The 26,487-nt window shown below is 52.4% G+C and carries 24 protein-coding genes; 23 read left to right on the forward strand and 1 reads right to left on the reverse strand.

Annotation, left to right across the window (positions count from 1 at the left end):
• Positions 1–643: 643 nt before the first annotated feature.
• The 22 genes from AC0YNW_RS00005 (at position 644) to AC0YNW_RS00110 (ending at position 24,298) form a co-directional block, all read left to right on the forward strand.
• Positions 644–1,612: an ABC transporter permease gene (locus AC0YNW_RS00005; protein ID WP_475830280.1), complete on the forward strand. Its 969-nt coding sequence runs from the start codon at positions 644–646 to the stop codon at positions 1,610–1,612.
• A 14-nt stretch (positions 1,613–1,626) separates the two neighbouring features.
• Positions 1,627–2,502, forward strand: a complete 876-nt coding sequence (locus AC0YNW_RS00010) for a carbohydrate ABC transporter permease (protein ID WP_475830281.1) — start codon at positions 1,627–1,629, stop codon at positions 2,500–2,502.
• Positions 2,503–2,579: 77 nt separating this feature from the next.
• The gene (locus AC0YNW_RS00015) at positions 2,580–4,205 is read left to right on the forward strand and encodes an extracellular solute-binding protein (protein WP_475830282.1); all 1,626 of its coding nucleotides are present in this window, start codon (positions 2,580–2,582) and stop codon (positions 4,203–4,205) included.
• Between the two features lie 92 nt (positions 4,206–4,297).
• Positions 4,298–6,214: a sensor histidine kinase gene (locus AC0YNW_RS00020; protein WP_475830283.1), complete on the forward strand. Its 1,917-nt coding sequence runs from the start codon at positions 4,298–4,300 to the stop codon at positions 6,212–6,214.
• Positions 6,189–7,778, forward strand: coding sequence for a response regulator (locus AC0YNW_RS00025; RefSeq protein WP_475830284.1), 1,590 nt, complete (start codon positions 6,189–6,191; stop codon positions 7,776–7,778). Before AC0YNW_RS00020 ends, AC0YNW_RS00025 begins: the two co-directional genes overlap by 26 nt.
• An 80-nt stretch (positions 7,779–7,858) precedes the next feature.
• Positions 7,859–8,503 carry a ThuA domain-containing protein gene (locus AC0YNW_RS00030; RefSeq protein ID WP_475830285.1) on the forward strand — a complete coding sequence of 215 codons (645 nt, stop codon included), beginning with the start codon at positions 7,859–7,861 and terminating at the stop codon, positions 8,501–8,503.
• Positions 8,504–8,525: 22 nt separating this feature from the next.
• A complete protein-coding gene (locus AC0YNW_RS00035; protein ID WP_475830286.1) occupies positions 8,526–9,317 on the forward strand; it encodes a sugar phosphate isomerase/epimerase family protein in 792 nt (263 codons plus the stop codon).
• A gap of 58 nt (positions 9,318–9,375) precedes the next feature.
• On the forward strand, positions 9,376–10,362 hold the full coding sequence (locus AC0YNW_RS00040; protein ID WP_475830287.1) for a zinc-dependent alcohol dehydrogenase: 987 nt from the start codon (positions 9,376–9,378) through the stop codon (positions 10,360–10,362).
• 26 nt (positions 10,363–10,388) lie between these two features.
• On the forward strand, positions 10,389–10,796 hold the full coding sequence (locus AC0YNW_RS00045; RefSeq protein WP_387476412.1) for a VOC family protein: 408 nt from the start codon (positions 10,389–10,391) through the stop codon (positions 10,794–10,796).
• A gap of 507 nt (positions 10,797–11,303) precedes the next feature.
• A complete protein-coding gene (locus AC0YNW_RS00050) occupies positions 11,304–11,717 on the forward strand; it encodes a helix-turn-helix domain-containing protein (protein WP_387476408.1) in 414 nt (137 codons plus the stop codon).
• Positions 11,718–11,821: 104 nt separating this feature from the next.
• Positions 11,822–12,553 carry a YveK family protein gene (locus AC0YNW_RS00055; protein ID WP_387476406.1) on the forward strand — a complete coding sequence of 244 codons (732 nt, stop codon included), beginning with the start codon at positions 11,822–11,824 and terminating at the stop codon, positions 12,551–12,553.
• A complete protein-coding gene (locus AC0YNW_RS00060) occupies positions 12,543–13,211 on the forward strand; it encodes a CpsD/CapB family tyrosine-protein kinase (protein WP_387476404.1) in 669 nt (222 codons plus the stop codon). The genes AC0YNW_RS00055 and AC0YNW_RS00060 overlap by 11 nt, the downstream gene beginning before the upstream one ends.
• Positions 13,212–13,305: 94 nt before the next feature.
• A complete protein-coding gene (locus AC0YNW_RS00065; RefSeq protein WP_475830288.1) occupies positions 13,306–15,132 on the forward strand; it encodes a polysaccharide biosynthesis protein in 1,827 nt (608 codons plus the stop codon).
• Between the two features lie 50 nt (positions 15,133–15,182).
• On the forward strand, positions 15,183–16,070 hold the full coding sequence (gene galU, locus AC0YNW_RS00070) for a UTP--glucose-1-phosphate uridylyltransferase GalU (protein WP_475830289.1): 888 nt from the start codon (positions 15,183–15,185) through the stop codon (positions 16,068–16,070).
• A complete protein-coding gene (locus AC0YNW_RS00075; RefSeq protein ID WP_475830290.1) occupies positions 16,060–17,223 on the forward strand; it encodes a glycosyltransferase family 4 protein in 1,164 nt (387 codons plus the stop codon). Before galU ends, AC0YNW_RS00075 begins: the two co-directional genes overlap by 11 nt.
• Positions 17,186–18,373: a glycosyltransferase family 2 protein gene (locus AC0YNW_RS00080; protein WP_475830291.1), complete on the forward strand. Its 1,188-nt coding sequence runs from the start codon at positions 17,186–17,188 to the stop codon at positions 18,371–18,373. Before AC0YNW_RS00075 ends, AC0YNW_RS00080 begins: the two co-directional genes overlap by 38 nt.
• On the forward strand, positions 18,264–19,385 hold the full coding sequence (locus tag AC0YNW_RS00085) for a glycosyltransferase family 1 protein (protein WP_475830292.1): 1,122 nt from the start codon (positions 18,264–18,266) through the stop codon (positions 19,383–19,385). The genes AC0YNW_RS00080 and AC0YNW_RS00085 overlap by 110 nt, the downstream gene beginning before the upstream one ends.
• An 18-nt stretch (positions 19,386–19,403) precedes the next feature.
• A complete protein-coding gene (locus tag AC0YNW_RS00090; protein WP_475830293.1) occupies positions 19,404–20,306 on the forward strand; it encodes a glycosyltransferase family 2 protein in 903 nt (300 codons plus the stop codon).
• 34 nt (positions 20,307–20,340) lie between these two features.
• Positions 20,341–21,414: an EpsG family protein gene (locus AC0YNW_RS00095; RefSeq protein WP_387476390.1), complete on the forward strand. Its 1,074-nt coding sequence runs from the start codon at positions 20,341–20,343 to the stop codon at positions 21,412–21,414.
• 94 nt (positions 21,415–21,508) lie between these two features.
• Entirely contained in the window at positions 21,509–22,249 is a 741-nt protein-coding gene (locus AC0YNW_RS00100) for a glycosyltransferase family 32 protein (RefSeq protein WP_475830294.1), read from the forward strand.
• A gap of 247 nt (positions 22,250–22,496) precedes the next feature.
• Positions 22,497–23,102 carry a sugar transferase gene (locus tag AC0YNW_RS00105; RefSeq protein ID WP_387476909.1) on the forward strand — a complete coding sequence of 202 codons (606 nt, stop codon included), beginning with the start codon at positions 22,497–22,499 and terminating at the stop codon, positions 23,100–23,102.
• A 53-nt stretch (positions 23,103–23,155) separates the two neighbouring features.
• Positions 23,156–24,298 (forward strand): aminotransferase class I/II-fold pyridoxal phosphate-dependent enzyme, encoded by a 1,143-nt coding sequence (locus AC0YNW_RS00110; RefSeq protein WP_475831241.1) that lies wholly within the window; start codon positions 23,156–23,158, stop codon positions 24,296–24,298.
• On the opposite strand, the gene AC0YNW_RS00115 is transcribed toward AC0YNW_RS00110, so the two are convergent.
• Positions 24,295–24,954: an acetyltransferase gene (locus AC0YNW_RS00115; RefSeq protein WP_387476386.1), complete on the reverse strand. Its 660-nt coding sequence runs from the start codon at positions 24,952–24,954 to the stop codon at positions 24,295–24,297. The two genes, AC0YNW_RS00110 and AC0YNW_RS00115, sit on opposite strands and share 4 nt — an antisense overlap.
• A gap of 331 nt (positions 24,955–25,285) precedes the next feature.
• Between AC0YNW_RS00115 and AC0YNW_RS00120 the strand changes: the two genes are divergently transcribed.
• Positions 25,286–26,485 carry a nucleotidyltransferase domain-containing protein gene (locus AC0YNW_RS00120; RefSeq protein WP_475830295.1) on the forward strand — a complete coding sequence of 400 codons (1,200 nt, stop codon included), beginning with the start codon at positions 25,286–25,288 and terminating at the stop codon, positions 26,483–26,485.
• The last annotated feature ends 2 nt before the right edge of the window (positions 26,486–26,487 follow it).

Genomic DNA, 26,487 nt, shown 5'->3' on the forward strand with positions numbered 1-26,487 from the left:
AGGAATCTGGATACAACAGCGATCGGAAGAATATTTCTTGCGCAGTGGGCGCTTTCAGCTATAAGTCACACGATCTGAAATTTTGCAGCCGAAAATGATTAGTTACGATTTTTTCGGGTTGTTTTCCTCTCTTAACCTCTCCATGGCTGAGAGCAAGCGGAGCAAGAAAATGTTCTGGAGAAGCGAAGCGTTCGCCTTTGTATTCGGATTCCAACCATAACATATTGTTCAAGGAATCTGGATACAACAGCGATCGGAAGAATATTTCTTGCGCAGTGGGCGCTTTCAGCTATAAGTCACACGATCTGAAATTTTGCAGCCGAAAATGATTAGTTACGATTTATTCGGGTTGTTTTCCTCCCTTACCCCCTCCATGGCTGAGAGCAAGCGGAGCAAGAAAATGTTCTGGAGAAGCGAAGCGTTCGCCTTTGTATCCGGATTCCAACCTATACACATTGTTCAAGGAATCTGGATACAACAGCGATCGGAAGAATATTTTCTTGCGCAGTGCGCGCTCAGCCATATCCCCTCACCTGAAAAATTGCAACCATAAACGAAATCTCCCTCCTTATGACCCTCCTGCCACCTGTTCTATACTTGGATTACCAAATAGAGATATGAACAGATACGGAGGAATGCCGCGATGGACTCACAGGTTACCATCCCAGAGAAACACGGCAATGAAGCAACCCGCGTACACAAGGCGGCTCTCTTCTTCAAGAAGCTGAAAAGGCAAAAGATTCTGCAACTGATGGCGTTATCCGGTATGGTGTGGCTGGTTATCTTCCACTACATCCCCATATACGGCATCATTATCGCCTTCAAGGAATACAACATCGTTCATTCCATCAGCTCCGCGCCTTGGGTTGGGCTTTATCACTTCAAGGAGTTTTTCGAAGACGACAGCCTCGGCTACGTCATTAAAAATACATTCGGGATGAGCTTGCTGAAGCTGCTAATCGGCTTCCCGATGCCGATCCTGTTCGCACTATTGCTGAACGAGCTCAGATCGGTCCGCTTCAAAAAAGCGGTTCAGACCATCTCATACCTGCCCCATTTCTTATCCTGGGTCATTCTGGGCGGCATCCTGACCACCTGGCTAGCGGATGTGGGCATTATAAATAAAGTATTGCTGGCGCTAGGTTTTATCCACGAGCCGATCAGCTACCTGGCTGAACCTAGTTATTTCTGGACGATTATCGTCAGCTCGGATATATGGAAGGAGCTCGGCTGGTCCGCCATCATCTACTTGGCAGCGATTACAGGGGTTTCGCCGGAGCTGTACGAGGCAGCCACCATTGACGGCGCCGGACGCTTCCAGAAGATGTATTACATTACGCTGCCGATGATTAAAGGCACGATCACGATCCTGTTCATCCTGGCGGTCAGCGGTATCTTGAACTCGAACTTCGATCAGATATTCGTGCTGAAAAACCAGCTGAACGAAGTAGCCAGCAACGTCATCGACACTTATGTCTACCAGATCGGCATCTCGCAAGGCCGTTACTCTTATGCTACAGCCGTTGGTCTCGTCAAGTCAGTCATTGCGTTTATACTCCTGCTCACGGCGAACAGCATCACCAAGCGACTCAATAACACATCATTATTTTAAAGGGTGGACGGACTATGCAAACACGCTTACGATCAGAAAAAATATTCGACTGGTTTAATACGCTGGTCATGCTATTGATCTGCTTCGCAACGCTTTATCCGGTCTGGTATGTACTCATTAATTCGTTGAATGAAGGAACGGACGCCATGCGCGGCGGCATCTACTGGCTGCCCCGGGTGTTCAGTCTGGAGAGCTATACGACCGTGTTCAAAAACGACGGACTGATGACCGCATTCGGCATCACAGTAGCGAAGACGGTGCTCGGCACCTTCATCCATGTTTTCTTCACGGCGATGGTCGCTTATGCCATCTCGCAGAGAGAGCTGGTAGGCCGGAAGCTGTATCTCATAGTCGGCACGATTACGATGTTTTTCAGCGGCGGCCTTATTCCGCAATATTTGCTGCTTCGTGATCTGGGCTTGCTCGATACATTTTGGGTCTATATTTTCCCGGCAATGTTCAGCTTCTTCGACCTTATCATCTTTATGACCTTTTTCAGAGAGATTCCGTATGGCCTGGAGGAAGCGGCCAAGATGGACGGCGCCAATGACTTCAGCATCTTTGTCCGGGTCATCATTCCGGTCTCCATGCCGGTCGTCGCCACCATCGCGTTATTCCACGGTGTGTATCAATGGAATGATTATTTTGCCGGCGTCATCTATGTCAACGATCCGAATTTGCAGCCGATCCAAACCTTCCTGTACCGGATTGTGGCGCTGTCGGGCTCCAATCAGATCGTATCGACCGTAACGGGTGTGACCAAGACCGTCACCTCGCAGTCGGTCAAGCTGGCCACAATGGTTGTGGCGACGCTGCCTATCGTATTCGTGTATCCGTTCCTGCAAAAATATTTTGTTAAAGGCTTTATGATTGGCTCCATGAAAGAATAACGTCGGCTTTCACAGCAATGCTATTGGCCAGGCAAAGCTGAGAGCATATATAATCATCATAGAGAGGGGTATCAAGCATGGCAGTTATGCGTAAATTCATTACCGCAGTTACATTAATCAGCTTGCTGCTGACTGCGGCAGGCTGCGCCTCGAATGGCGGCAACAAAAGCAGCGAGACGCCTAAGCCGTCCGCGGAGCAAACAGTAGTTAATCCGGATGCGCCGGGCTGGAAAGGCAATACCGAGCCGATTACATTCGACTGGTATTTGAATTACTCCTGGTTCCAAAAGAAATGGGGCTCTGATCCCACGTCTCAGTATATTACGAAAAAAACAGGCGTTAACTTGAACCTGATCGTTCCCGCAGGCAACGAAAACGAAAAAATCAACACGATGATTGCCTCCGGTAAGATGCCAGACTTCATTACGCTGGATGCCAATGACGATGCGGTGAAGCGACTGATCGAAGGCAAGATGGTATTGCCGCTGAACGAGCTGGCAGACCAGTATGATCCTTATTTCTACAAAGTAATCGATCCGTCCAAGGCTTCCTGGTTCGCTGAGCCGGACGGCAACTTCTACGGCTATCCGAACAACTCGTCGTCTCCGAGAGATTATGAGGCGAATGAAACGATGTTCACATCGACGCAAACCTTCATGGTGCGTAAGGATATGTATGAAGCGCTTGGCAAGCCGGATATGAGAACGCCGGAAGGCTTCATCAACGCGCTGAAGCTTGCGAAGGAGAAGTTCCCGGAAGTGGACGGCCAGCCGCTCATTCCGCTTGGTCTGCATGAGTTTACCGACACGGGAAACTATGCGCTGGAAAACTACTTGCAGAACTTCCTTGCGATCCCGCAAGAGGTGGACGGTAAGCTGAACGACCGCACGACAGATCCTGAATACATCAGCTGGCTGAAGGCATTCCGTCAAATTAATAGTGAAGGCTTGTTGTCCAAAGACATCTTCATCGACAAGAGACCGCAGATGGAAGAGAAGATTGCGCAAGGACGCTACTTCGCGATGCTGTTCCAATGGAAGGATATGAGCTCGCAGCAAAACATCGTATACCAGAAAGACCCGAACCGCATCTATATGTCGATCGACGGACCTTCTAACTCGAAGCTGGAGGATCCGACACTGAGCGGACCAGAAATCGGGGGCTGGGGCCTCACGCTTATCTCGAAAGATGTGAAGGATAAGAAAAGAGCCATCGAGTTCTTGACGTACATGATCAGCGAGGAAGGCCAGAAGGACTTCGCCCTTGGTGAAAAAGGGGTAACCTATGATACGATTGACGGCAAGGATCAGCTGTATCAAAAGGTTATCGACGAGACGGAGTTTGACTACGGCACGCAATACAGCTACTTCATGCTGACCGACTATAGCATGTGGCTCAGATGGGCTCCGGCTACGAAGGAGCAATATACGATTTTGGAGGATTGGACAAGAGGCAAGACGCATAACTTCTCCGCCTTCAGCAATCTGAATCCGCAAGGCACAACCGAGGAAGGCATCATTTCGCAGAAGATCCGCCAGCAATGGGGCAAAGCGCTGCCGAAGATGATATTGTCCAAGTCGGATGAGGATTTCGATGTGATCTTCAATGATTTCCTGCAGGACCGCGAGAAGCTTGGCTTCGACAAAGTGGTTGCGTACCAGCAGAAGAAATATGAAGAGAACGTGGCTAAACTAACCAAATAATAACAGTGTACTAAAGCAGCAAGCAGCAAGGCCCATCTGGATATGGGCTTTGCTGTATTGTTGCTTACTCTACTTTATGGATGTGACGATCTGTGGGACAACGGCTGCGATGGAACAGGCTTGCGCAGTATATTGGAAATATGCGATTGCAGACGAAGATGGTTGTCTCGTATATCCTGATTATATTGATTCCGATTTTAATCTTTTCAAGCTACATGTCCAACAACTTCTACAATAATACGATCCATGATACGATTCAGTCCAATCAATATTTGCTCGACGTGGAGTATAACAAAATTACCAACAATATCGATCTGATGGAGCGGACAGCGCAATTGATGCTGCTGGACAACAAGGTGCTGGATTATCTGGTCCTGAAGCAAGAAATGGATACGCTCTCATTAATGGATTTCTCGCGGAACGTGCTGCCGGATCTGGTGCGGCTTCAATTCAACAATCCCAATATTGCGCATATCCGTATGTACTTCAACAACCCGTATACCAAAGAGCTGTGGCCGATCTTCCTGGACGAGAAGCGGATCGTGAATGTTCCCTGGATGCAGGAGCTGAAGGAGCGCAACGGGATGGAGCTGTGGGAGTTCGATACGGAGGACCGCAACGTGATGAGCCTGCCGACAAGCGAGTCGTTCCAGAAGGAGAAGTCTAAGGTATCACTGCTTCGGCAAATTAGCTATGGGACGGATAAGCATGCGGGGATCGTGCAGATTGACATGTACCTGGACGATTTCTTCTCCAGAGTGGAGCATGACGAGCAGGATCGCCAATCGAAGCTGCTGCTGCTGGATCGGAAGTCGCAATTTTTCTATCATGACCAAACGTCCTTCGTAGCCAATATTCCGCTGGATGATCTGGAGCAGCGCATCAAGTCTGCCGCAGCTACGGACGGGTCTCATTTTGAAATAACCTATAACGGCGTGCCTTATATTATGATTTTCAAAAAAATCGATCTATTGGACGCCTTTATTATAAGCGCCGTGTCCTTGGAGGAGCCTCTTCAGGCGATTCGTGATACGGTGCAAAATCTGATCCTCGTCAGCGTTGTATTGATCGTCATTCTGTCGCTGATCACGTACTTGCTGAGCCGTATTATTTTCAAGAGGCTTCGCATGCTGCAAAACGCTATGAATCGCGTGCGGAACGGAGATTTGCAGGTCAATATCGATGTAAGCGGCGGCGGAGAGGTTGGCGAGATTGCCCTTCATTTTAAGATGCTGATGAAAAAAATTAATTCGCTCATCGTCGATGCGGTCAATAAGCAAGCGGCGGCCAAGGAAGCGGAGCTGAATGCGATGAAGAACCAGATCGATTCGCATTTTATGTACAATACGCTGGAAAATTTGAAGATGCTGGCGGAGGTGGAGGGACAGTATGTGCTCTCTGATGCGCTGACCTCCCTTGGCCGCATGATGCGCTACAATCTGCAATGGACGAGCAATTATGTCCGTCTGCGCGACGAGGTCCATCATATCCAGAATTACATTGCGATTATGAATATCCGTTACGACGACAGAATTTCGCTCCAGTTATTTGTGCCGCCGGTCTATATGGAGCATGAGATATTGAAGATGTCGCTGCAGCCTGTGGTGGAGAACGCCATCAAGCATGGCCTGTATACCAATGAGCAAGGCGAGGAGCTGCCGCTGGTTCTGTCGATCCGGGTGCATGAAGCGAATGATCATATGCTGATCGAGATGATGGATAACGGCAAAGGGATGGACGCCGAGAGGGTGAACCGGATTAACTATATGATCCGTCTGAACGATGCGGATTTCCGCCAGGTGCAAGGAGCAGTCAAGTCCGGGGAAGAGAAGAGCAACGGAATCGGCCTGCGGAACGTCAATCAGCGGGTGAAGATGAATTATGGCAATGATTACGGCATTCAAGTGCAAAGCGTAGAGGGTCAATATACGACTGTCAGCATCAAGCTGCCGACACTACTATTCTCCAAGGGAGATGCGGGACATGCGGAAACTTCTGATCGTGGATGATGAAAAAAATATAAGGATTGGCCTGAAAGCGATGATTGAGCGGGAACTGCCGGGCCGCTATGACATAACGTTCGCCGTGAACGGGGCGGATGCGCTTGAGAGATTGAAGGAGCAGGCTATCGATCTGCTTATTACTGATATTCGTATGCCTGTCATGGACGGCATCGAGCTGATCAATCAGCTTCAGGAGATGGAGGGCAAGCCGGAAGTGATGATCCTGAGCGGACATGACGATTTCCAGTATGCCAGAGAAGCGATGCGATGCGAGGTACGCATGTATCTGCTTAAGCCGATCGTGCGCGAGGAGCTGGTAGAAGCGCTGATGATGCTGGAGGAGACGCTGGTCAAGAAGGAGACGATCTCTCATCAGTTCAAGCAAATATCCGACCAGATGAAGGAGCATATTGAGACGCAGTTCAATTATGTGTTCCTGCGCTCCGACCTGGAGGAGGGGGAGATCGAGGAGCGGCTCGGCAAGCTGGAGCTGCCGGAACTGGGCGGAGGCTATCGGCTTGCCTTGCTCAAATGGCCCGATGCTGGACAGCGCGGTCGGGATCAAGGGCAGAAGCTTGCTTTTCTGGACCTGGTCTTAAAGCGTCTGGGGAGTCAGGCGGAGGCGCTGACGTTGCGCTTCATGAACCGGCATGGCCACCTTGTTGTGCTGACGGGTTATCCCGAGCTGCTCTCGGCTATTGAGGAGCTGATCCAGCAGCAGGTGGAGATGCGGGTGAAGATGGGGGCCAGCAAATGGACTGGTCGGCTGGCACGCGTGAATGAGGCTTACGGGGAAGCGGAGAGGGCGCTTAACTATTCGCTGTTTTACAAGCATTCGGTATGTCTTCGTTATGAGGAATTGGAGGGAAGGGAATCGAATTACGAGCTGCCGATCGCGTCGATCAAGAAGATATCGAATATGCTAGGCACCGATAGAGAGTCTGATGTGATGGGTTTGTTCAAGAAAGTGGTCGATTTGCGCGTCGTGATGAAATACGATATTTCCTATATGGAAGGCATCAGCCGCGCGTTCAATGAGCTCATCTTCGATCAAGTGTTCAATGTATACGGCGAGGAATCAGTTGAAATTTTGAAGCTGTACAAGTCTGTCGCCGATTTATATAGCTTCTGGGATTTTCAAGACTATTACCATCATGTCGAGACGCTGCTGAAAAAGCTGGATTTGTACGTAGGCAATATGAAGAACATCCACAACGACAATCGCGAGATGAACAAAGCGATTCAATATATTCACGAGAACTATAATAACGAGCTGAATATGGCGATGGTGTCTAATTATATCTCGATGAACTATTCCTATTTCAGCCAAGCCTTCAAAGAGTATACGAACGAGAGCTTCGTCAATTATTTGAAAAAAATCAGGATTGGCAAGGCGAAGGAACTGCTCGCCAGCACGAATCTGAAGGTGCATGAAGTCGGCGAGCGGGCCGGCTTCGAGAACGCCAAGCATTTTCACCGCGTATTCAGAGAGCTGGAGGGCGTTTCCCCTAATGAGTTCCGGCAGAAGGAGCAATCCGCCGCAGACCTGAAAAATCGGCACCATATATGAAATCTGAAGCCTTATTCAGACGGGAGGGCTCTTCTATAATGTAGGCAAGGCAGCAGAAGCATACAGATGGAGGAGAGCCAATGTCTAAGAAAACGGTATATATTATTCGCGATGATGTGAACCATCCTAAAGAAGTGATTGATCCCGTGATGGAGCGGGTTTTTGATGCGGAACGCTGGAACGTCGTGTTGACTGACCGCGCGCGCGATCTGATTGAGCATGTCGCAGAGGCGGATTTGGCGATGTGGTTTACGAACGGGCGTCCCGAGGGCGAGACGAACCTGAGCGTGGAGGAACAGGGAATTATTGTGGATCGGGTGAAGGCCGGCATGGGCATGTTGTTCGTTCATGCGGGCCTTGTTTTGATTGAAGAGGACAGCCCTTTCTATGCGGAGCTTAATTCCGGCCGCTTTATCGAGCATTCTCCGCATCATGTGCCCGTTACCAATGTGCCGGTGCGCAGCTTCGACCATCCTATTACACGCGGTATCGAGCCGTTCACGGCAACCGATGAGCACTATTACTGCCAAGTAGATACATCAAGAACGGATGTATGGCTGCTGAGCACCTCGAAGCATGTGACAGCGGCTGGCGGCTGGGCTCACAGCGTAGGACAAGGCCGTGTCGCGGCGCTTACGCCGGGCCATACGACGGATGCGCTCGGCAATCCGCAAATGGTGCAATTAATGAGGAACGCTTCCGATTGGGCGATTGGCCTGATCTGAGACAGGAGGGGGAGTACTGCGCATGAGCCAGATATCAATTGCACTTGGCCTCTATTCCGTCTATAGAGATTTGCAGCAGGATTTGGAGTCTACGCTGCGCCGCGTGAAGGAGATGGGCTACGCGGGCGTGGAGTTTTACGGCGAATTTACGCATGAGCCGGAGATGATCAAGGGGCTGCTGGAGGAGCTGGAGCTTGCCAATTGCGGCTGGCATACGGAGTGGAAGCTGCTTCAACCGGATACGATTGAAGCGACCCTGGATTACCATCTGCGGGCAGGCACACGGAATATTGTGATCCCGGCCTTGGGCGGCCCTTGGGAAATCGGACATAAGCAGGATGAAGACAGTACAGAGGTTTGGATTCGCCATGCAGAGCGGATGAATGAGATTGCGCAGCAAGTTGCAGCTCAAGGCTTCCGTCTTGGCTACCATACGCATGCCCATGAGTTCGATACGGACTTTGGCGGCGTTACACCGTGGGATTTGTTATGCCAGCATACCGATTCCAGCATTCTGCTGGAGCTGGATACAGGCAATTGCATTGAAGCGGGAGCAGATCCGGCTGAGGTCATTGCGGTTGTGCCCGGCAGGCCGCTGCTGGTGCACGGCAAGCCGTATTCGCGTACGGACGGCCATGAAACCTATATTGGCGATGCCAAAGACGAGAACAACTGGAGAGATATCATTGAGCAATGCGAGCGTGCGGGAACAGAATGGCTGATCGTAGAGCATGAATCGGAGACGGCCTATCCGGGCTTTATCGGCGCGGAGCGCTGTTTGGCAGGATTGCGCGCTGCGCTGGCAAGCAGATAACGGATGCTGGCGTGAAGCCATAGAGCCGTTCATAGATAGAAGGGCAGGAGTGATTACGATGACAGAGAGGCAATATGCCATTCAATTTATAGAGAAGCGAAAAGCGGCGCTGGTAGAGGGCGAGATTGATCAATCGCCGCTGACGCCGGATGAGATAGCGGGCCGTACGATTGTGTCACTGATTTCGACAGGTTCGGAGCGCGGCGCATATATGGACTACTTCGGCGGTACGGTGTACCCGGTCTCGACGGGCTACGCTGCCGTCATGGAGGTACTGGAAATCGGGAATGCGGTAACGAACGTGAAAGTCGGCGATCGTGTGCTTGCCCTTGCACCTCATCAATTGTACAACCGGGTGAAGAGTGATGAAATCAGCCTTGTTCCGGAAGGGATGAACCCGGAGCATGCGGTGATGGGCCGATTCCCGGCAGTATCGATGACGTCCATGATTCATACGGCCATCAAGCCGACGGAGCCCGTGCTGGTGACGGGGCTTGGTGTGGTTGGTCTCATGTGCGCCCAGATGATGCGCCACTGCGGCTACGAGGTCTATGCTTTCGATCCGAACGAGAATCGCAGAGAGACAGCTAGAGCCTGCGGGATTCGCCATGTCTACGCTTCGCTGGACGAAGTACCGGAAGTGAAAGGCGTTGCGGGACTGGCGATGGAGTGCTCGGGCCGCGAGGAAGGCACTTATTCGTTAGTCGCCAATCTGAGAAGAGGCGGAGAGCTGTATCTGGTCGGCGTGCCATGGTATCGCTCGACGGATACGTTTGCCCATGAGCTTCTGAAAAATGTTTTCTACGGTTTCATCCAATTGCGCTCGGGCTTCGAATGGTCGCTGCCGCGCCATTCCAGAGATTTTATGCCGAACAGCAATTTCTCGAATATTGCGAAGTCGATGGAGTGGATTCGCGACGGCCATATCAAAGTCGAAGGTATCTACGAAGTGGCGGCACCGGAGCGCTGCGACGACATCTACAGCAGCATGGCTGATGGAACGATGGAGAAAACCTGTGCGATCTTTGATTGGAGCCGTATTTAAAACTGTAGCTTAGGGGGCGTTGCCTTGTGTATACAACGAATAAGAAAGTCGGCATTCATCATGTCTGTCTGAAGACCAATGACATCAAGCAGTCCGTTCAATTCTACATGGAAGGTCTGGGCGCCCGGTTCGTTGTGGAGTGGGGCAAGGATGGCGCAGAGGATCATGCCGTGCTGGTCGATCTGGCTGACGGCGATTTCCTGGAAATCTTCGAGACGAAGCAAATATTCGGAGAGGGCAAATGGCAGCATCTCGCCGTACGCACCCCGGATGTCGACGACTCGGTCAGACGCGCGGTGGCGGCAGGGGCAAGACAACTCGGGGAGCCGCGAAACTCCGATATCCCGGCCCGATCGGGCGAGACGGTCCGCTTAAGATTCTGCTATGTGGAAGCGCCGGGCGGCGAATTGGTCGAGTTCATTCAGGATCGGTAGGAAGCTGTGATAGTTCGTTATGGTCGAATGTTATTTCACTTCAATAGCAATTGGGCGATGTTCAGGATAACAATCCTGGGCATCGCTTTTTCATGTTTTCATTATGAAATGGTCATGGCGGGGAACAACCGGAGCAAGAAGTGTTCTGGAGAAGCGATAGCGTTCGCCTTTGTATCCGGATTCCAACCTAGTATCATTGTTCAGGGAATCTGGATACAACAGCGATCGGAAGAATACTTCTTGCGCAGGTTGTATTTTTCGCCGAGGTTTCAGTTCGTATTTTAGTCATTCAATAGAACCTGAATCGTCTGTAAATAAATGTGTTTGATGACGACAATGTTCGCTATAGTGAATAATATGAGTGATTTTTTATGAAAGACAGCGCTGTAAAGGTATTGACCTGTTCTTTTTAAAGAACTAAAATATAGTTATTGTCCGTTATAAGAAACCCGATAAGCTTCGCGTACAAATAAAAGCACGGATCTAATCTGACTGAAGGAGAATATTATGATTGGGGAACGGATCAAATCACTTAGAGAACAAAAAGGCTACTCCATAACGAAACTGGCCGATCTAGCCGGAGTTTCGAAATCTTATCTAAGCTATATTGAACGTAACGTGCAAAACAATCCCTCGCTTCAGGTTTTGGCCAAGATCGCGTTTCATTTGGATACGAACATTGAATATTTGCTGGGTGAGGAGCTCGCTCCGAAGGTGTGGGTGGACGAAGTGCTGGATGAAGAGTGGCATGACATCATTAGGGATGCTGTAGACGAAGGCATGAGCAAAGGGGACTTCCGCGCGCTGAAGGATCTGGTTCGCTCCAACAAGTGGCGGGAAGAGCATGGGCAGCGCAGGGATTACCGGGATATCGACAGCAAAAAGAAATCCAATATTATTATTTTGCATATCGACCATTAGCTTCCTTTACGAAAAATAAACTACTTTACTGTTGACATGTTCTATATAAAGAACTAAACTTGTGTTATCGTTCATTATAACTAACACAATAAGCGGGTGTATGAATGGAAACGAATCGTATGAAAGAACGTTTTGTGCCGGCAAGCGGCAAGGAAATTGATTTGCGCAAGCTTTTCAGCACGATCAAGAACAAAATTCTGCTCATTGTGCTGCTGACGGGCGCGATCACCGTCCTTGGAATTCTATACAACTCTCAGTCGGAACCCAATGTCTACTCCTCTTCCTCACGGGTCATGATTGCGGCGACCAATGATATGATGTCCACGGTAAGGGCGCTTGTACGCGAGCCGATTGTGTTGAATCAGGTCATTGAGGATTTGGGATTAAATGCCACAGCCGGGCAGCTGCGAAGCCAAATCCGGGTAGACAGCGTGGAGCAATCGCTCATTACGGTTATATCCGTAGCGGATACCAATCCGGATCGTGCGGCTGATATCGCGAACGCCGTTGTAACGGTGTATCGAAGCGTAGCTGCGGAGACACTCGGCATTAGCAGTATCCGACTGTTGACATCGGCGGTGCCTGAGCCGTCCCCTATTAATGAGAAGAGCAACACGATCGTTTATGTGGCGTTTGTCGTCGGTCTGATCTTAAGCTTGAGCCTTGCGTTCTTGCTGGAATCGCTGGACGATTCAATCCGGACGGAGCATGATATCGAAAGCACACTTGGCATCAATATGCTAGGTCAGGTATCCAAAATCAAGAGCGGTCATTCGCGTATACATACAAAAAAGACAAAGCAAGCGATAATTAGGAGTGAGACGATTGGTTCGTGAACGAGCAAAAATAGCTAAACGAGTTGTAAACCGCAGTTTGATTGCCTATTTGAATCCCTCCCACAGAATAGCGGAGCAATACCGGACGATCCGCAACAACATTCAATACGCGGCAGAGGGAGCGCCGGTCCGTACGCTGCTTGTGACATCGCCTGAGGAAGGGGACGGCAAGTCAACGGCTGCCATTAACCTGGCGGTCAGCATGGCGCAGCGGGGGGAGCGTGTACTGCTCATCGACGTGAACTTCCGCAATCCGGTCCTTCATAAAATTTTCAATACCCAAATATCGCCGGGACTCTCCAGCGTGCTGGCTCAGCAACTGGCATTCGACGAAGCCGTGCAGGAGACGGAAGTCGAAGGCATGGACCTTCTGACAAGCGGGTTGTCGCAAGGCAATTCCACCGATCTGCTGGATTCTCACCGCATGAAGGAATTAATAGAGAGTGCCGTCCAGCACTACGACCGCATTGTATTCGATTGTCCGCCAGTATTGTCGGCACCCGATACGAATGCGCTGGTGAATAAATGCGACGGTGTCGTATTGCTGCTGAATTGCGGCAAAACCACGCATGGCAAGGCCCTTGAAGCGAAACAATCTCTATCCTTTGCAGGAGCGAATATTATAGGGGCGATTCTAAACAAAAAGAACGTTAGATGATGACTCATCGGATAACGTCTTTTTTTCGGCCAAATTGTTCTTTATAAAGCACAAACGAGTTCGTTATCATGCAAGGAGAAAGGATGAGCATGTCATGACTTATCGAAGTAGGCTTTCGCTTCTTGTGCTGCTTGATTCGGGAATCGTTATTACGGCATTGGCTGTCAGCCGCTGGCTTCTGGAGCCGAATACCGCCGCAGGAACAGGCTTCTATTTCCTGGCGGGAACGCTGCTCGTGCTGCACCATGGACTTTTCCTGTACTTCAAGCTTTATAAGAAAGCTTGGGAATATGCGAGCATCGGCGAGCTGGTCATCATGACCAAGGCGGTGGGGTTATCTTTCCTGCTGACTGCTATTGCGCAAGTCGTCGTCTATGGAACGCTTCAATTGAAGTGGCTCGCTGTCGCCTGGATGATTCATATTCTGCTCATCGGCGGCTCCAGGCTTGGATGGCGGATGATTCGCGGAAGCTTCAATAAGCAAAGCGGCAAGCGCAAGCGGACCTTAATCGTCGGCGCAGGTTCCGCGGGGACGATGCTGGCTCGTCAACTGATGAATAACCCGGATACCGAGCTGCTTCCCGTCGCCTTCGTAGACGATGACGCCAAGAAGCAGATGCTCGACATCATGGGCCTTCCGGTAGCCGGCAATATTGCGGACATCGTAAGCGTCGCGAAGAAGCTGGAGATCGACAATATCGTCCTTGCCATTCCTTCTATGCATAAGAAGGAGCTCTATCACATTTATACGGAGTGCGCGAAGACGAGCGCCAAGACCCAAATGATCCCGATGCTGGAGGATCTGGCGACGGGCCGAATCTCCGTGACGCAATTCCGCGACGTGCAGGTGGAGGATTTGCTGGGACGCGAGCCAGTGGAGCTGGATATCGAGAGCATCTCGGAATACGTGACGCAGAAAGTCGTGCTCGTCACCGGCGCAGGCGGATCGATCGGCTCGGAGGTATGCCGCCAAATTTCGCGGTTCCTGCCGGAGAAGCTGGTGCTGCTTGGGCATGGGGAGAACAGCATCTATGCAATCGAGATGGAGCTGAAGGAGACGTTCAAGGATACGAACATCAAGTTTTATACCGAAATTGCGGATCTTCAGGATGCCGACAAGATGATGGCGGTTATGATGGCCCATCGGCCTCATGTCGTCTACCATGCGGCAGCCCATAAGCATGTGCCGCTTATGGAGCGCAATCCGGAAGAAGCGTTCAAAAACAATGTGCTGGGTACGCTGAATACGGCAAAAGCCGCAAGCAAGAGCCGCGTTGAGACATTCGTGATGATCTCTACCGACAAAGCCGTGAACCCGACAAGCGTCATGGGTTCAACGAAGCGTGTCGCCGAGATGATTATTCAGCATATGGGCCGGATCAGCTATACGAAGTTTGTCGCGGTCCGCTTCGGCAATGTGCTGGGCAGCAGGGGCAGCGTTATTCCGCTCTTCAAGAAACAGATTGCCAAAGGCGGTCCAGTAACCGTCACCCATCCTGATATGGTGCGTTACTTTATGACAATTCCGGAAGCGTCGCGTCTGGTTATTCAAGCGGGAGCGCTGGCAAAGGGCGGCGAAATCTTCGTACTCGACATGGGCGAGCCGGTGAACATCACGCAGCTGGCCACAAACGTTATCCGCATGTCGGGTTATTCGGTCGACGATATTGGCATCGAATATACCGGCATCCGGCCGGGCGAGAAGCTGTTCGAGGAGATGCTGAAGGACGATGAGGTGATGGAGCAGCAGGTGCATCCCAAAATTTACATCGGCAAAGCTTCCGCTATTTTATATGAAGAAATTGAGCGGCTCATTGAGGACTTCCCTGCCATGAATAATGCAGAGCTGAGGATGAGGCTGCTGGATATGGCCAATCATGCATTGGTTGACGTCAAGACGCTGGCGACGGTTTCCGGGTAAGGAAGGAACGAGAGGTTCCATTATTTTGGTAGAGAAGCGGGGGAATAGCGATGAAGGTAAGAAAAGCAATTATACCGGCTGCGGGATTAGGGACGAGATTTCTCCCGGCGACCAAAGCGATGCCGAAGGAAATGCTTCCGATCGTCGATAAGCCGACGATTCAGTACATCGTAGAAGAAGCGATCGAGTCCGGCATCGAAGACATTATTATCGTGACGGGCAAAGGCAAGAGGGCGATCGAGGATCACTTCGACAATTCAATGGAGCTTGAGCAGATCTTGACCGCCAAAAGCAAATTCGAGCTGTTGCAGGAAGTGCGCAAGTCCTCCGACATGGTAGACATTCACTACATCCGCCAAAAGGAACCGAGAGGTCTCGGCCACGCCATCTGGTGCGCCCGCAAATTCATCGGTGACGAGCCTTTCGCCGTCTTGCTCGGCGATGACATCATATCCGCAGAGAAGCCTTGTCTGAAGCAAATGATTGAAAAATACGAGCAATACGGCTCATCCGTGATTGGTGTTCAGCGGGTAGCGGAGGAAGCGGTATCCCGGTATGGGATTGTAGACGGTATGGTCATGGAGCCATCCTTCCACCGGATTAACCATCTCGTCGAAAAGCCGTCGCGTGACGAGGCGCCTTCTGATATGGCGATTATGGGCAGATATATTCTGACGCCGGAAATCTTCGATATCTTAGGCCGTCAGGAACCGGGCTCCGGCGGAGAGATTCAACTGACGGATGCGATTGGGACGCTAAACCGTTCACGAGCGGTATTCGCTTATGAATTTGAAGGCAAGCGTTACGATGTCGGCGAGAAGATGGGCTTTATCCAGACAACCATTGAATTTGCTCTGCAAAGAGATGATCTTCGCTATGACTTGCTGGACTATTTGACACGAACGCTGCAGCGGGAAACGGCGCCTTATGAGTCCTAAAATCCTGTTCTGTGCGACAGTGGACTATCACTTCAAAGCCTTTCATCTGCCGGTTATGGAATGGTTCCGCAGGATGGGATGGGAGGTTCATATTGCGGCGCGCGGAGAGCTGGACATTCCGCATGTGGACCGCAAATTCAATATTCCGATTCACCGCGCCCCCATGAAAGCCGAAAACGTGAAGGCTTACCGGGAACTGAAAAACATCATCGACACGGAAGGGTATGCCATCATTCATTCTCATACGCCGGTCGGCGGGGCGCTTGCCCGAATGGCCGCGCGGGGCGCCCGGAAGCGGGGCGCCAAAATCATCTACACCGCGCACGGCTTTCACTTTCATAAAGGCTCTCCGTTGTCGAGCTGGCTTCTCTATTACCCAGTCGAGAAGCTGCTGGCGGCGATGACGGACAGTCTCATTACGATTAATCATGAGGATTACCGGCGCGCCATCGACAGCCGCTTCCGTGCGGAACGCATTCATCATGTGCATGGCGTCGGCGTGCATACGGGGCGATTCGCTCCGCTTCCGCCGGAGGAGAAGCGTACGATGAGGGATCTTTTCAATTATACGCCGCATCACTTCCTGATGATTTATGCTGCGGAATTTAATGCCAACAAAAATCATGAGCTGCTCCTGCGCGCCATGTCGAAGCTGAAGGACAGCGTGCCCAGCGCGCGGCTGCTGCTGGCCGGAGAAGGACCTCTGCTGGACGAATGCCGTGCACTTGCCGTTCAGTTGGGCGTTGCTCCCCAAGTTGATTTTCTTGGCTATCGGAAGGATCTGAATCAGCTCCTTCCGATGTGTGACGTGGCTGTCGCCTCCAGCCTTCGGGAAGGGCTGCCGGTCAATATTATGGAAGCGATGGCCTGCGGACTGCCCGTTGTCGCGACAAGAAATCGCGGCCATGGGGAATTGGTGCTGGAGGGCAAAAGCGGCTTTATCGTAGAACCGGGCGATCCGGATGAATTTGCAAGCCGGCTGCTCCTCTTGTTCCGCTTCCGCGACACCCGCCTTCGTATGGGTGAGCATGGCCTGGCGCGTGTGAAGGATTATTCGCTCGACCGAGTGCTGGAGGAGCTGAAGGAGCTCTACAAGCCAATGATGGAGGTCCGGGATGAAGCCCATTATCAGTATCGTCGTTCCTATATATAACATGGAGGGCTACCTTCCCAGATGTCTGGACAGCTTGCTGGCGCAGACGTACCCGCTCTTCGAGATTATTGCCGTCAACGACGGATCGACGGATGGCAGCCTGGCCGTACTTAAGCGGTACGCCGCTGCCGATGCCCGAATTCGGATTATCGATTCCGCCAATGGAGGCGTTGCTGCCGCCCGCAATCTGGGCTTGGCGTCCTGCCGCGGCCAATATATTGGCTTTGTCGATCCCGACGATTGGGTGGATGGCGAGATGTACGGCGAGATGCATGCCGCTGCGCTTGAGCATGATGCGGATATCGTCATGTGCGGCTATACGCGGGAGTTCGGCACGCATGCCAATCCCAAGGCGTTCCCGCTGCCGGATATGACGCTCCTTAGAGGCGATGAGGTACAGTCTGGCATGACCCGGCGGCTGGTTGGGCCGATCGGAGCGGAGACAGCATCGCCGGAGCATCTGGATGCTTGGGGAACGGTATGGTCGAAGCTGTATCGCTCGGAGCTGTTGAAAGAAACCGGCATCGCATTCCAGGATTTGTCTGTGATCGGAAGCAACGAGGATACGCTGTTCAACGTGATGGCATTCCGCAAGGCAAGCTCTTTCCTGTTTTTGAACCGGCCTTATTATCATTATTGGAAAGCCAACGAAGGTTCCATTACGACCCGCCACAAGCCGGATCTCTTGAAGCGGTTCCTCGTGCAATACGAGGAGCTGGAGGCTGCGGTTGAAGACAGCAAGAATGCTGCCGAATACCGCAAGGCGCTGAGCAACAGGATCGCGCTGAATGTGATGGGACTGGGCCTGAATATCATTAGCCGCTCCAACCCTTCTACATTCAGGGGGAAGCTGAATCAGATCAAAGAGCTGCTGGCGCAGCCCAGGATGAAGGCGGCGCTGGCCGAATTCGACGCTTCGGCTTCTCCGCTTGTATGGAAGCTGTTTTTTACGGCGGCGAAGCTAAGGCTGGCCTTGCCGATATACGCCATGCTGAACGGCATAGAGCTGCTGCGAATGAAAAGGAAAGGGGGAAACAACCATGGAGCCGATTCGCATCCTGCAGGTCGTCACCATCATGAACCGGGGCGGGCTGGAAACGATGCTCATGAACTATTACCGGCAAATGAGTACAAACGGCATTCAGTTTGATTTCCTCGTGCACCGGTCGGAGGAAGGGCATTACGACAAGGAAATTATCTCGCTGGGCGGCAACATCTTCCGCATGCCCCCGATCAGGCCGGGCAATTACCGCCGCTACTTCAAGGAGCTGGACACCTTCTTCGCAGGGCACAAGGAATACAAGGTTGTTCATGCCCACATGAATGAGAACAGCGGATTCGCCATACGCGCGGCCAAAAAAGCCGGTGTGCCATGCCGCATCATTCATAGCCACTTGAGCGACCTCGCGCTGGATTACAAATATCCGTTCCGGCTCTACGCTAGAGCGGCGATCAAAGGCAATCCGAGCCACTACTTCGCTTGCTCGGCTAGGGCGGGCGAATGGCTGTACGGGAAGAAGCAGGGGCAGCCGGTGACGGTGCTGAACAATGCCGTCAATACGGAAGACTTCCGCTTCGACGAGGGGACGAGAGCGGAGGTCAGAGCAGAGCTGAATGCGGGTGACTCGCTTGTGATCGGCCATATCGGACGGTTCAACGAACAGAAGAACCACGCGTTTTTGCTCGATATATTTGAATCGCTCCATCGGCGCAGGAAGGACGCGCTGCTGGTGCTTGCGGGAGACGGCTACTTGCGTCCCGCTATCGAGAAGGAGGCCGAGAGAAGGGGCCTGACGCAGTCGATCCGGTTCCTGGGAGTACGCGAGGATGTCGCAAGACTGCTGCAAGGGATGGACCTGTTCCTGTTCCCTTCCTTATTCGAAGGACTGCCCGTCGTATTGGTAGAGGCGCAGGCTGCGGGATTGACCTGCATCGTATCCGACCGCATTACGAAGGAGACGGATGTGACGAACCGGGTGTCATTCCTCTCGCTGGATCTGTCGCCTGACGAGTGGAGCAGCGCTATTCTAAGCGCATCGTATGAGCATGCCGATACGAAGGCCATGCTTCGGGACAGAGGCTATGACGCAGCAGCCATGGCGGAATGGCTGGACGCATTCTATCGGCAGCAGCTTGAGACTGCTGCGGCATCATCGCAATAAGAAGGAGCGGACTTACGGATGGAACCTTCAATTACCGTGTTTACACCGACGTTCAATCGCGCCTATACGCTGCATCTTTGCTATGAAAGTCTGCTGCGCCAGACCAACAAGGATTTTATATGGCTCATCATAGATGACGGGTCTACTGACGGCACGGCCGAGCTGGTGGAGGGCTGGAAGCGGGAAGCGGATTTCCCGATTGAATATATTTATCAGGCGAATCAAGGGATGCATGGCGCCCACAATACGGCGTATGAGCATATCCGTACGGAGCTGAACGTCTGCATCGATTCGGACGACTATATGACCGATCATGCGATGGAGGCCATTCTGACGTTCTGGAAGTGGCACGGCAGCGATCGATACGCCGGCATCGCGGCGCTCGACGCCTCGCCGGACGGAGCGGTCATCGGCACAAGGCTGCCCGCCGGACTCCAGAGTGCGACCCAGTCGGAGCTGTATGCCAAGCATGGGGTGAAGGGTGACAAAAAGCTGATCTACCGCTCGGAGCTGACACGCGGCTGTCCGCCGTATCCGGTGTTCGAAGGTGAGAAGTATTGTCCTCTCTCCTACAAGTATATTTTGATCGATCAGCAGCAGCCCCTTCTCTTGATGGATGAGGTGGTCTGCATCGTCGAATATCGGACAGACGGCTCCAGTATGAACATTCTGAAGCAATATTTGCGCAATCCGCGTGGGTTTTCCTTCTTCCGCAAAACTGCCATGCAATATGCCATCACCTATAAGGACAGATTTCGGGAAGCCGTTCATTATGTATCCAGCAATCTGATTCTGCGCAACCGGCGGTTTCTGTCCGAGTCGCCGCGGCGATGGACGACGCTGCTTGCCGTGCCGCTCGGTGTGGCGCTGTATGTTTATTTGAACCGGACGAAACGAAGCACCGTCATGAAGAACGGATGACGCTTATCGCGCAAGCCTGGAGGGAACAACGCAAATGGAAATGATATGGTTCACACTGACGGCCGTGTTTTTGTGCGCGTTCATGGGCAGGTTCCTGTCCCTGGAGACCGGGAGAATGCCCCTGACCATACGGCCGAATCGAGGATATATCGTTCTGGCAGCGCTTTGCTTGATTCTGGTGGCGGGCTTGCGCAACAACATAGGCGATACCTATCTCTACATGCACGGCTATCAAGTGACTGACTTTACATGGGAATCTGTTCTGCAGTCGGAGGATATCGGCTTTAATCTATTTCAAATGCTATTGAAGCAATTGACGCCCGATCCGCAGCTGATGATATTCCTGACGGCGCTCGTGACGAATCTGTTGATCGTGATCGTCTTCTATCGGTATTCAAGGCTGGTAGAGTTCAGCCTGTTCGCCTATATCACAACCGGCGCGTTCATCGTATCGATGAACGGCATTCGCCAGTACCTGGCGGCTGCGATCGTATTTGCGGCAATCAAGTCATTGCTGGATGGAAAGTGGAAGGTATACTTCCCGGTTGTCCTGATCGCATCGTTTTTTCATCAGAGTGCACTCATCATGGTGCCGATCTACTTCCTGGTGCGAAGAAGGGCCTGGACACTGACGACGAGCTTGATGCTCGGGGTAGCGATTCTCATCGTGGTCGGCTTCAACTACTTTTCCACAGCGCTCTTCAGCGTGATCGAGAATACGAAATATTCGGAGTATGAGAACTTCCAGGAGGGCGGAGCGAACTTTATCCGGGTGGTCATCTACGCGATTCCGCTTATTATCGCTTACCTTGGCAGAGATAAGCTGAAGGCGATATTTCCGCAAAGCGATGTGATCGTCAATCTGTCGCTGGTGGGAGCGGTCATTATGCTGATCTCGACCCAAAACTGGATTTTTGCCCGGCTTGGCATTTACTTCACCCTGTACCAGCTCATTCTGATGGGGTGGATGATTAAGCTGTTCCGGGAAAAGGATCAGCGCTTCGTATACTTGACGTTCATATGCTTTTATTTCCTGTATTTCTTCTATGAAAATGTCATTATTCTCGATATTCGCTACACCAGCGACTATATCAAATGGCCGTTTTAAGCCTATGCTTACGAAGATAAGTTTGCATACGCAAACTTAAGCCTATGCTTACGAAGATAAGTTTGCTTACGCAAACTTTTTAGGAGGAAGCCCTATGCAAGATTCGGAACGAATCCCGCGCATCATCCATTACTGCTGGTTCGGGCGCGGGGAGAAATCGAAGAAGATCAAAAAATGCATGAGAAGCTGGGAGAAGCATCTGAGCGGATACCAGTTCATGGAGTGGAACGAGGACCTGTTCGACGTCGGGCAGAGCCGCTACACGAAGGAAGCGTACAACGCCCGCAAGTTCGCATTTGTCAGTGATTATGTAAGGCTGCATGCGCTCCATCAGTACGGCGGGATCTATCTGGATACCGATGTGGAAGTGGTGAAGCCCCTTGACGACTTACTGGCCCATGATGCTTTTACGGGATTCGAAGACGAGACGTATTTGCAGTCTGGCACCATGGGAGCGACCCCAGGACATCGGTGGATTAAGGCGCTGCTGGATGAATATGCAGGCAGAGCGTTCCTGCTGCCGGACGGCACCTTCGATATGCTGACGAATACCGCTGTCATATCCGAGCATTGCAAGCGGGACGGACTGAAGCTGAACGGCGAGCATCAAGTCCTGAGCAACGGCGTCATCTTCTATCCGCGAACCTTCTTCAGTCCATACGATTACATTAATGGAGGCAGTTATTTGACGGCGGACAGCTATACGATCCACCACTTTGCCCAATCCTGGCTCCCGGCGCATGTCCGGCTGAAGAGCGGAATTAAACGGGTCGCGGGGAGGGTGGTAGGTCCCAAAGTCATCTCCAAAATGCGAAAGTGGCTCGTGCAGTCCTAGGGAGTGTATGCAAACCTGCTTACTTCGGAGTTTGCATACACGACCTGGGTCGTGTCTGAAAACCCGTTCAGTAGCACCTTTCACCGCCTTTTCGCCCCCTGCTGCGTTCCGTTTGCTTGACGTACCCCCGGTACGCCTTCACAAACGCGCCTTGCATGGAACGAAAATTCGGCAAAATTTGCTGCCCTCTGAGTTCTCAGACACGACCTGGTTTTATACATAGAGAAAGAGGAGAAACCATACGATGATGAAACGAAGTTTTGATCTTGTCGTCGCCTCCGCTCTGCTCCTGCTGCTGTCGCCTGTACTGGCAGTTGTTGCCGTCTTGGTCGGCACGAAGCTGGGAAGACCGGTTCTGTTCCGGCAGATCAGGCCAGGGATGCACGGGAAGCCGTTCCAGCTGTTCAAGTTTCGCACGATGACGGATGGAAGAGATGCGGAGGGGAAGCTGCTGTCGGATCATTTGCGGCTGACGCCGCTTGGCCAGCTGCTGCGAAAGCTCAGTCTGGATGAGCTGCCCCAGCTGCTGAATGTGGTAAAGGGAGAGCTGAGCCTGGTCGGCCCGCGTCCGCTGCTGATGGCGTATTTGCCCCTCTATACGGCGGAGCAGGCGAAGCGGCATCTGGTCAGGCCGGGCATTACCGGATGGGCGCAAGTGAACGGCCGCAATGCCGTGACCTGGGAGGAGAGGTTCCTCAAGGATGTCTGGTATGTGGAGAACAGAAGCTTTTGGCTGGATATGAAAATATTGCTGTTAACCGTTAAACGAGTGGCAAAGTCCGATGGCATCAGCAACGGCAATCATGTGACCATGCCCCTCTTCGAAGGCAATGCAAGCAATCAGAAAGGATGAGATGCCCTTTGTCCGCATCTGCAAATGCCAGAATCTATTTATCGCCGCCGCATATGAGCGGCCAGGAACAAGCCTATATCGGGGAGGCGTTCATGAACAATTGGATCGCGCCGCTCGGCCCCCATATTAATGCATTCGAAAGCGAAATATCAGGCTATGTCGGCTCAGGCGGAGCAGCGGCTGTCAGCTCTGGTACGGCGGCGATCCATCTCGCGCTGCGCCTGCTCGGCGTGGGCGAGGGAGATCGCGTATGCTGCCCGAGCTTCACGTTTATTGCCAGCGCCAATCCGATCCGCTACTTGGGCGCAGAGCCGGTCTTCATCGATTCCGATCCGGAATCATGGAATATGTCACCCGCTGCACTGGAGCGAGCGCTAGCTCTTGGCGCAAGATTCGGACAGCTTCCCAAGGCGGTCATTGTTGTCCATCTCTACGGGTGTATGGCCGATATGTTGGCTATTACGAGTATTTGTGAGCGCTATGGGGTTCCCATTGTGGAGGATGCCGCAGAGTCGCTCGGCTCGACCTGCGAGGGGCGTCAAAGCGGTACGTTTGGCCGGTTCGGCATTTTCTCCTTTAACGGCAACAAAATCATTACGACATCAGGCGGGGGCATGCTCGTATCCAACGACATTCTTGCACTGGAGAAGGCGCGCTTTCTGGCGACTCAGGCCAGGGATGAGGCCCCGCATTACCAGCATAGCCAGCTGGGCTACAATTACCGGATGAGCAATGTGCTGGCAGGCATCGGCAGAGCGCAGCTCGAAGTGCTGAACGAGCGCGTCGAAGCCAGAAGGAATGTCTACCATATCTATGAGGAAGGGCTCAAGCATTGGGAAGAGATTCGTTTTATGCCGGAGCTGCCGGGAACGCGCTCCAATCGCTGGCTGACCGCGCTGACCATCGACAGCCCGCATGCCGATTATATGATTCAGCAGATCATGGCAGCCATGATCAGGGCCAATATCGAAGTGCGGCCGCTGTGGAAGCCGCTGCATATGCAGCCGCTATTCAGTGACAATGCCTTCTATACGCATTCGGCGGCAGGCACGGCCGTCTGCGAGGATCTGTTCCTGAGAGGGATATGCCTGCCTTCCGGTTCCAGTCTGACTCTGGAGGATCAGGGAAGAGTGATCGATGTGATAGAAGATGTGATGCATCAATTAACCGGATTAACCGCCAAAGCAGTCAACTAAAGGTAACGGTCGCCTGAGGCTCTGGAACGAATGACGCGGGCAGGCGTGCCGTAAGCTACCGTATGCGGCGGCACATCCGAGACGACCGTCGCGCCTGCGCCGATGACACAATGCTCGCCGATGGTACGGCCGTGAATCAGGACGGCGCCGATGGCGACGGCGGTGTAATCGCCGATGGTGACATTGCCGCCAGTGGCGCATCTCGGCGCAAAGCTGACAAAGCTTCCGACCCTTGAATCATGATCAACCGATGTGCCCGGATAGAGAATGCCATGTTCGCCTATAATCGCGTCGCTGTTCACGACAGCGCCCGCCATGATGACCGAGCCTGCGCCGATGCGGGCTCCTCTTGCTATTTGGGCGGAGGGATGAACGGCCGTTGCGAATGGCAATGCAGGGAACCTGCGCTTCAGGCTTTGGACGACGAGGCCGCGCGTCCAGTTGTCGCCTATGGCCACGATCGCGCCGTCGATCGTATCGGCATGGGCCTCCAGCCAATCATCACTCCCCAGCACCGTGCAGCCGTATACCTGCTCTCCCGCAGAGAGGTGCTGATCCAGCAGGCCGGCAATTTCGTAGATACCTTCTTTTTCAACCGTATCCACGACCGTCTTCGCATGGCCTCCGGCTCCGAATATAATGATACGTTTTGACATCAGACATTCCTCCGAACAGTTCACAATAGAAAATGATTGAAGTTGAACGACAGCATAGCTTTAACAGCGGGGATAACCCGCAGTTGCGGAGCGATGAAGGGTTCGTTTTTGCAGCCGGAAGGGTTCCCGGACTCGCGGAGTCAGGGTTTCCGGCTGCAGCACGTCCTATCTATTATTCTAGCATATTGCCATCTTTCCATAAAATTTGGCTGTATCCGCAAGCAATAATTGACAGATTGGAAGACGGATGATAATCTGTAATTGTGTTCGTTTTATAGAACAAAAGTAGAATTTTGTTCGTTATTTGCGAATGATTGCGAAGGGGAGACTTATGAGAAACGATCATAGCGGAGAATTCTCCCAGGAGCTGAAGCTGCTGCTCGCGCTGCTGGAGATGGAGGAAGGGGCGGTGCTGACGTTCGAGCATTGGGAGCTGATGCAGGACGCCGATTGGCATGAGTTCATCGCGCTGGCCAGACATCATCGGGTGTTCCCGACGGTTAACCGCAAGCTTCAGGAGCTAAGACCGATACGGGTACCGGCATTCGTCATGGGCATGTTCCAGCGGGACTATTACCGGAATACGATTCAGATGCTGGCGCTAAGCGGAGAGATGGAGCTGCTGGCCAGCCAATTTTTGAATAAAGATATTCGCGTGCTGTTCCTGAAGGGGCCGGTCATCGCTGCCGATCTCTATGGCGACGTATCGCTGCGCACGTCCTGCGATCTCGATATTCTGGTGCCAATGGACCGCCTTGAGGCGGCGGAGGCGCATTTGCTTTCTCTCGGTTATGTGAAGGATGAATATATTACGAGCGTGCTCAATGACTGGAAGTGGCGTCATCACCATATGACCTATATGCATCCCCAGAAGGGAATCAAGGTCGAGGTGCATTGGCGGTTGAATCCGGCGCCGTCGAAGGAGCCCGGCTTTGAGGAGCTCTGGAGCAGAAGAAGACAGAGCGCGCTGATCAGCCGGCCGATCTATTATTTGGGACGTGAGGACCTGTTCCTGTTTCTCGTATCTCACGGAGCCCGCCATGGCTGGTCGAGACTGCGCTGGCTGCTCGATATTAAGCAGCTCATGAATCAGAAGCTGAATTGGCCGAAGCTCATTCTGCTGCTGCGGAAGCATCAGCTGCTCCATATCGGCGGGCAGGCCCTATGCCTCGCTGCCAAGCTGCTTGCCGCGCCTCTTCGGGAAGAGATGCGGCCCATTCTGGCGTCCCGCAAAGCGGAGTGGCTGGCGGAGGATACGCTGTTCTATGTTCAGAGAATGGTTAATCTGCACAGTCCGCCCGTGCCGAAAGACGTCGAACGTTATCACAGGCAATATTTGCTGGCGCTCATGACGACCAGACAGAAGCTGCTGTTTTTCGCCAGCATTCTGCATCCGCTGGCCGAGGACACCAAGACGCTGCCTTTGCCGGCCAAGCTGCATTTTTTATATTTTCCGCTGCGGCCGATTTTGTGGGCATCGAGGAAAATATGTAGCCGCTCCTCGGAGAAGAAGCGGGAAGCAAGCGCCTAGAG

The sequence above is a fragment of the Paenibacillus sp. J31R120 genome, assembly GCF_056269225.1.

Coding starts and splice junctions, on each gene's coding strand:
- AC0YNW_RS00075 (WP_475830290.1), top strand. CDS start 16,060: ATGAGTCCTAAAATCCTGTTCTGTGCGACAGTGGACTATCACTTCAAA.
- AC0YNW_RS00055 (WP_387476406.1), top strand. CDS start 11,822: ATGGAAACGAATCGTATGAAAGAACGTTTTGTGCCGGCAAGCGGCAAG.
- AC0YNW_RS00035 (WP_475830286.1), top strand. CDS start 8,526: ATGAGCCAGATATCAATTGCACTTGGCCTCTATTCCGTCTATAGAGAT.
- AC0YNW_RS00065 (WP_475830288.1), top strand. CDS start 13,306: ATGACTTATCGAAGTAGGCTTTCGCTTCTTGTGCTGCTTGATTCGGGA.
- AC0YNW_RS00040 (WP_475830287.1), top strand. CDS start 9,376: ATGACAGAGAGGCAATATGCCATTCAATTTATAGAGAAGCGAAAAGCG.
- AC0YNW_RS00120 (WP_475830295.1), top strand. CDS start 25,286: ATGAGAAACGATCATAGCGGAGAATTCTCCCAGGAGCTGAAGCTGCTG.
- AC0YNW_RS00030 (WP_475830285.1), top strand. CDS start 7,859: ATGTCTAAGAAAACGGTATATATTATTCGCGATGATGTGAACCATCCT.
- AC0YNW_RS00110 (WP_475831241.1), top strand. CDS start 23,156: ATGAGCGGCCAGGAACAAGCCTATATCGGGGAGGCGTTCATGAACAAT.
- AC0YNW_RS00080 (WP_475830291.1), top strand. CDS start 17,186: ATGAAGCCCATTATCAGTATCGTCGTTCCTATATATAACATGGAGGGC.
- AC0YNW_RS00010 (WP_475830281.1), top strand. CDS start 1,627: ATGCAAACACGCTTACGATCAGAAAAAATATTCGACTGGTTTAATACG.
- AC0YNW_RS00100 (WP_475830294.1), top strand. CDS start 21,509: ATGCAAGATTCGGAACGAATCCCGCGCATCATCCATTACTGCTGGTTC.
- AC0YNW_RS00025 (WP_475830284.1), top strand. CDS start 6,189: ATGCGGAAACTTCTGATCGTGGATGATGAAAAAAATATAAGGATTGGC.
- AC0YNW_RS00050 (WP_387476408.1), top strand. CDS start 11,304: ATGATTGGGGAACGGATCAAATCACTTAGAGAACAAAAAGGCTACTCC.
- AC0YNW_RS00015 (WP_475830282.1), top strand. CDS start 2,580: ATGGCAGTTATGCGTAAATTCATTACCGCAGTTACATTAATCAGCTTG.
- AC0YNW_RS00095 (WP_387476390.1), top strand. CDS start 20,341: ATGGAAATGATATGGTTCACACTGACGGCCGTGTTTTTGTGCGCGTTC.
- AC0YNW_RS00105 (WP_387476909.1), top strand. CDS start 22,497: ATGAAACGAAGTTTTGATCTTGTCGTCGCCTCCGCTCTGCTCCTGCTG.
- AC0YNW_RS00115 (WP_387476386.1), bottom strand. CDS start 24,954: ATGTCAAAACGTATCATTATATTCGGAGCCGGAGGCCATGCGAAGACG.
- AC0YNW_RS00085 (WP_475830292.1), top strand. CDS start 18,264: ATGGAGCCGATTCGCATCCTGCAGGTCGTCACCATCATGAACCGGGGC.
- galU (WP_475830289.1), top strand. CDS start 15,183: ATGAAGGTAAGAAAAGCAATTATACCGGCTGCGGGATTAGGGACGAGA.
- AC0YNW_RS00005 (WP_475830280.1), top strand. CDS start 644: ATGGACTCACAGGTTACCATCCCAGAGAAACACGGCAATGAAGCAACC.
- AC0YNW_RS00090 (WP_475830293.1), top strand. CDS start 19,404: ATGGAACCTTCAATTACCGTGTTTACACCGACGTTCAATCGCGCCTAT.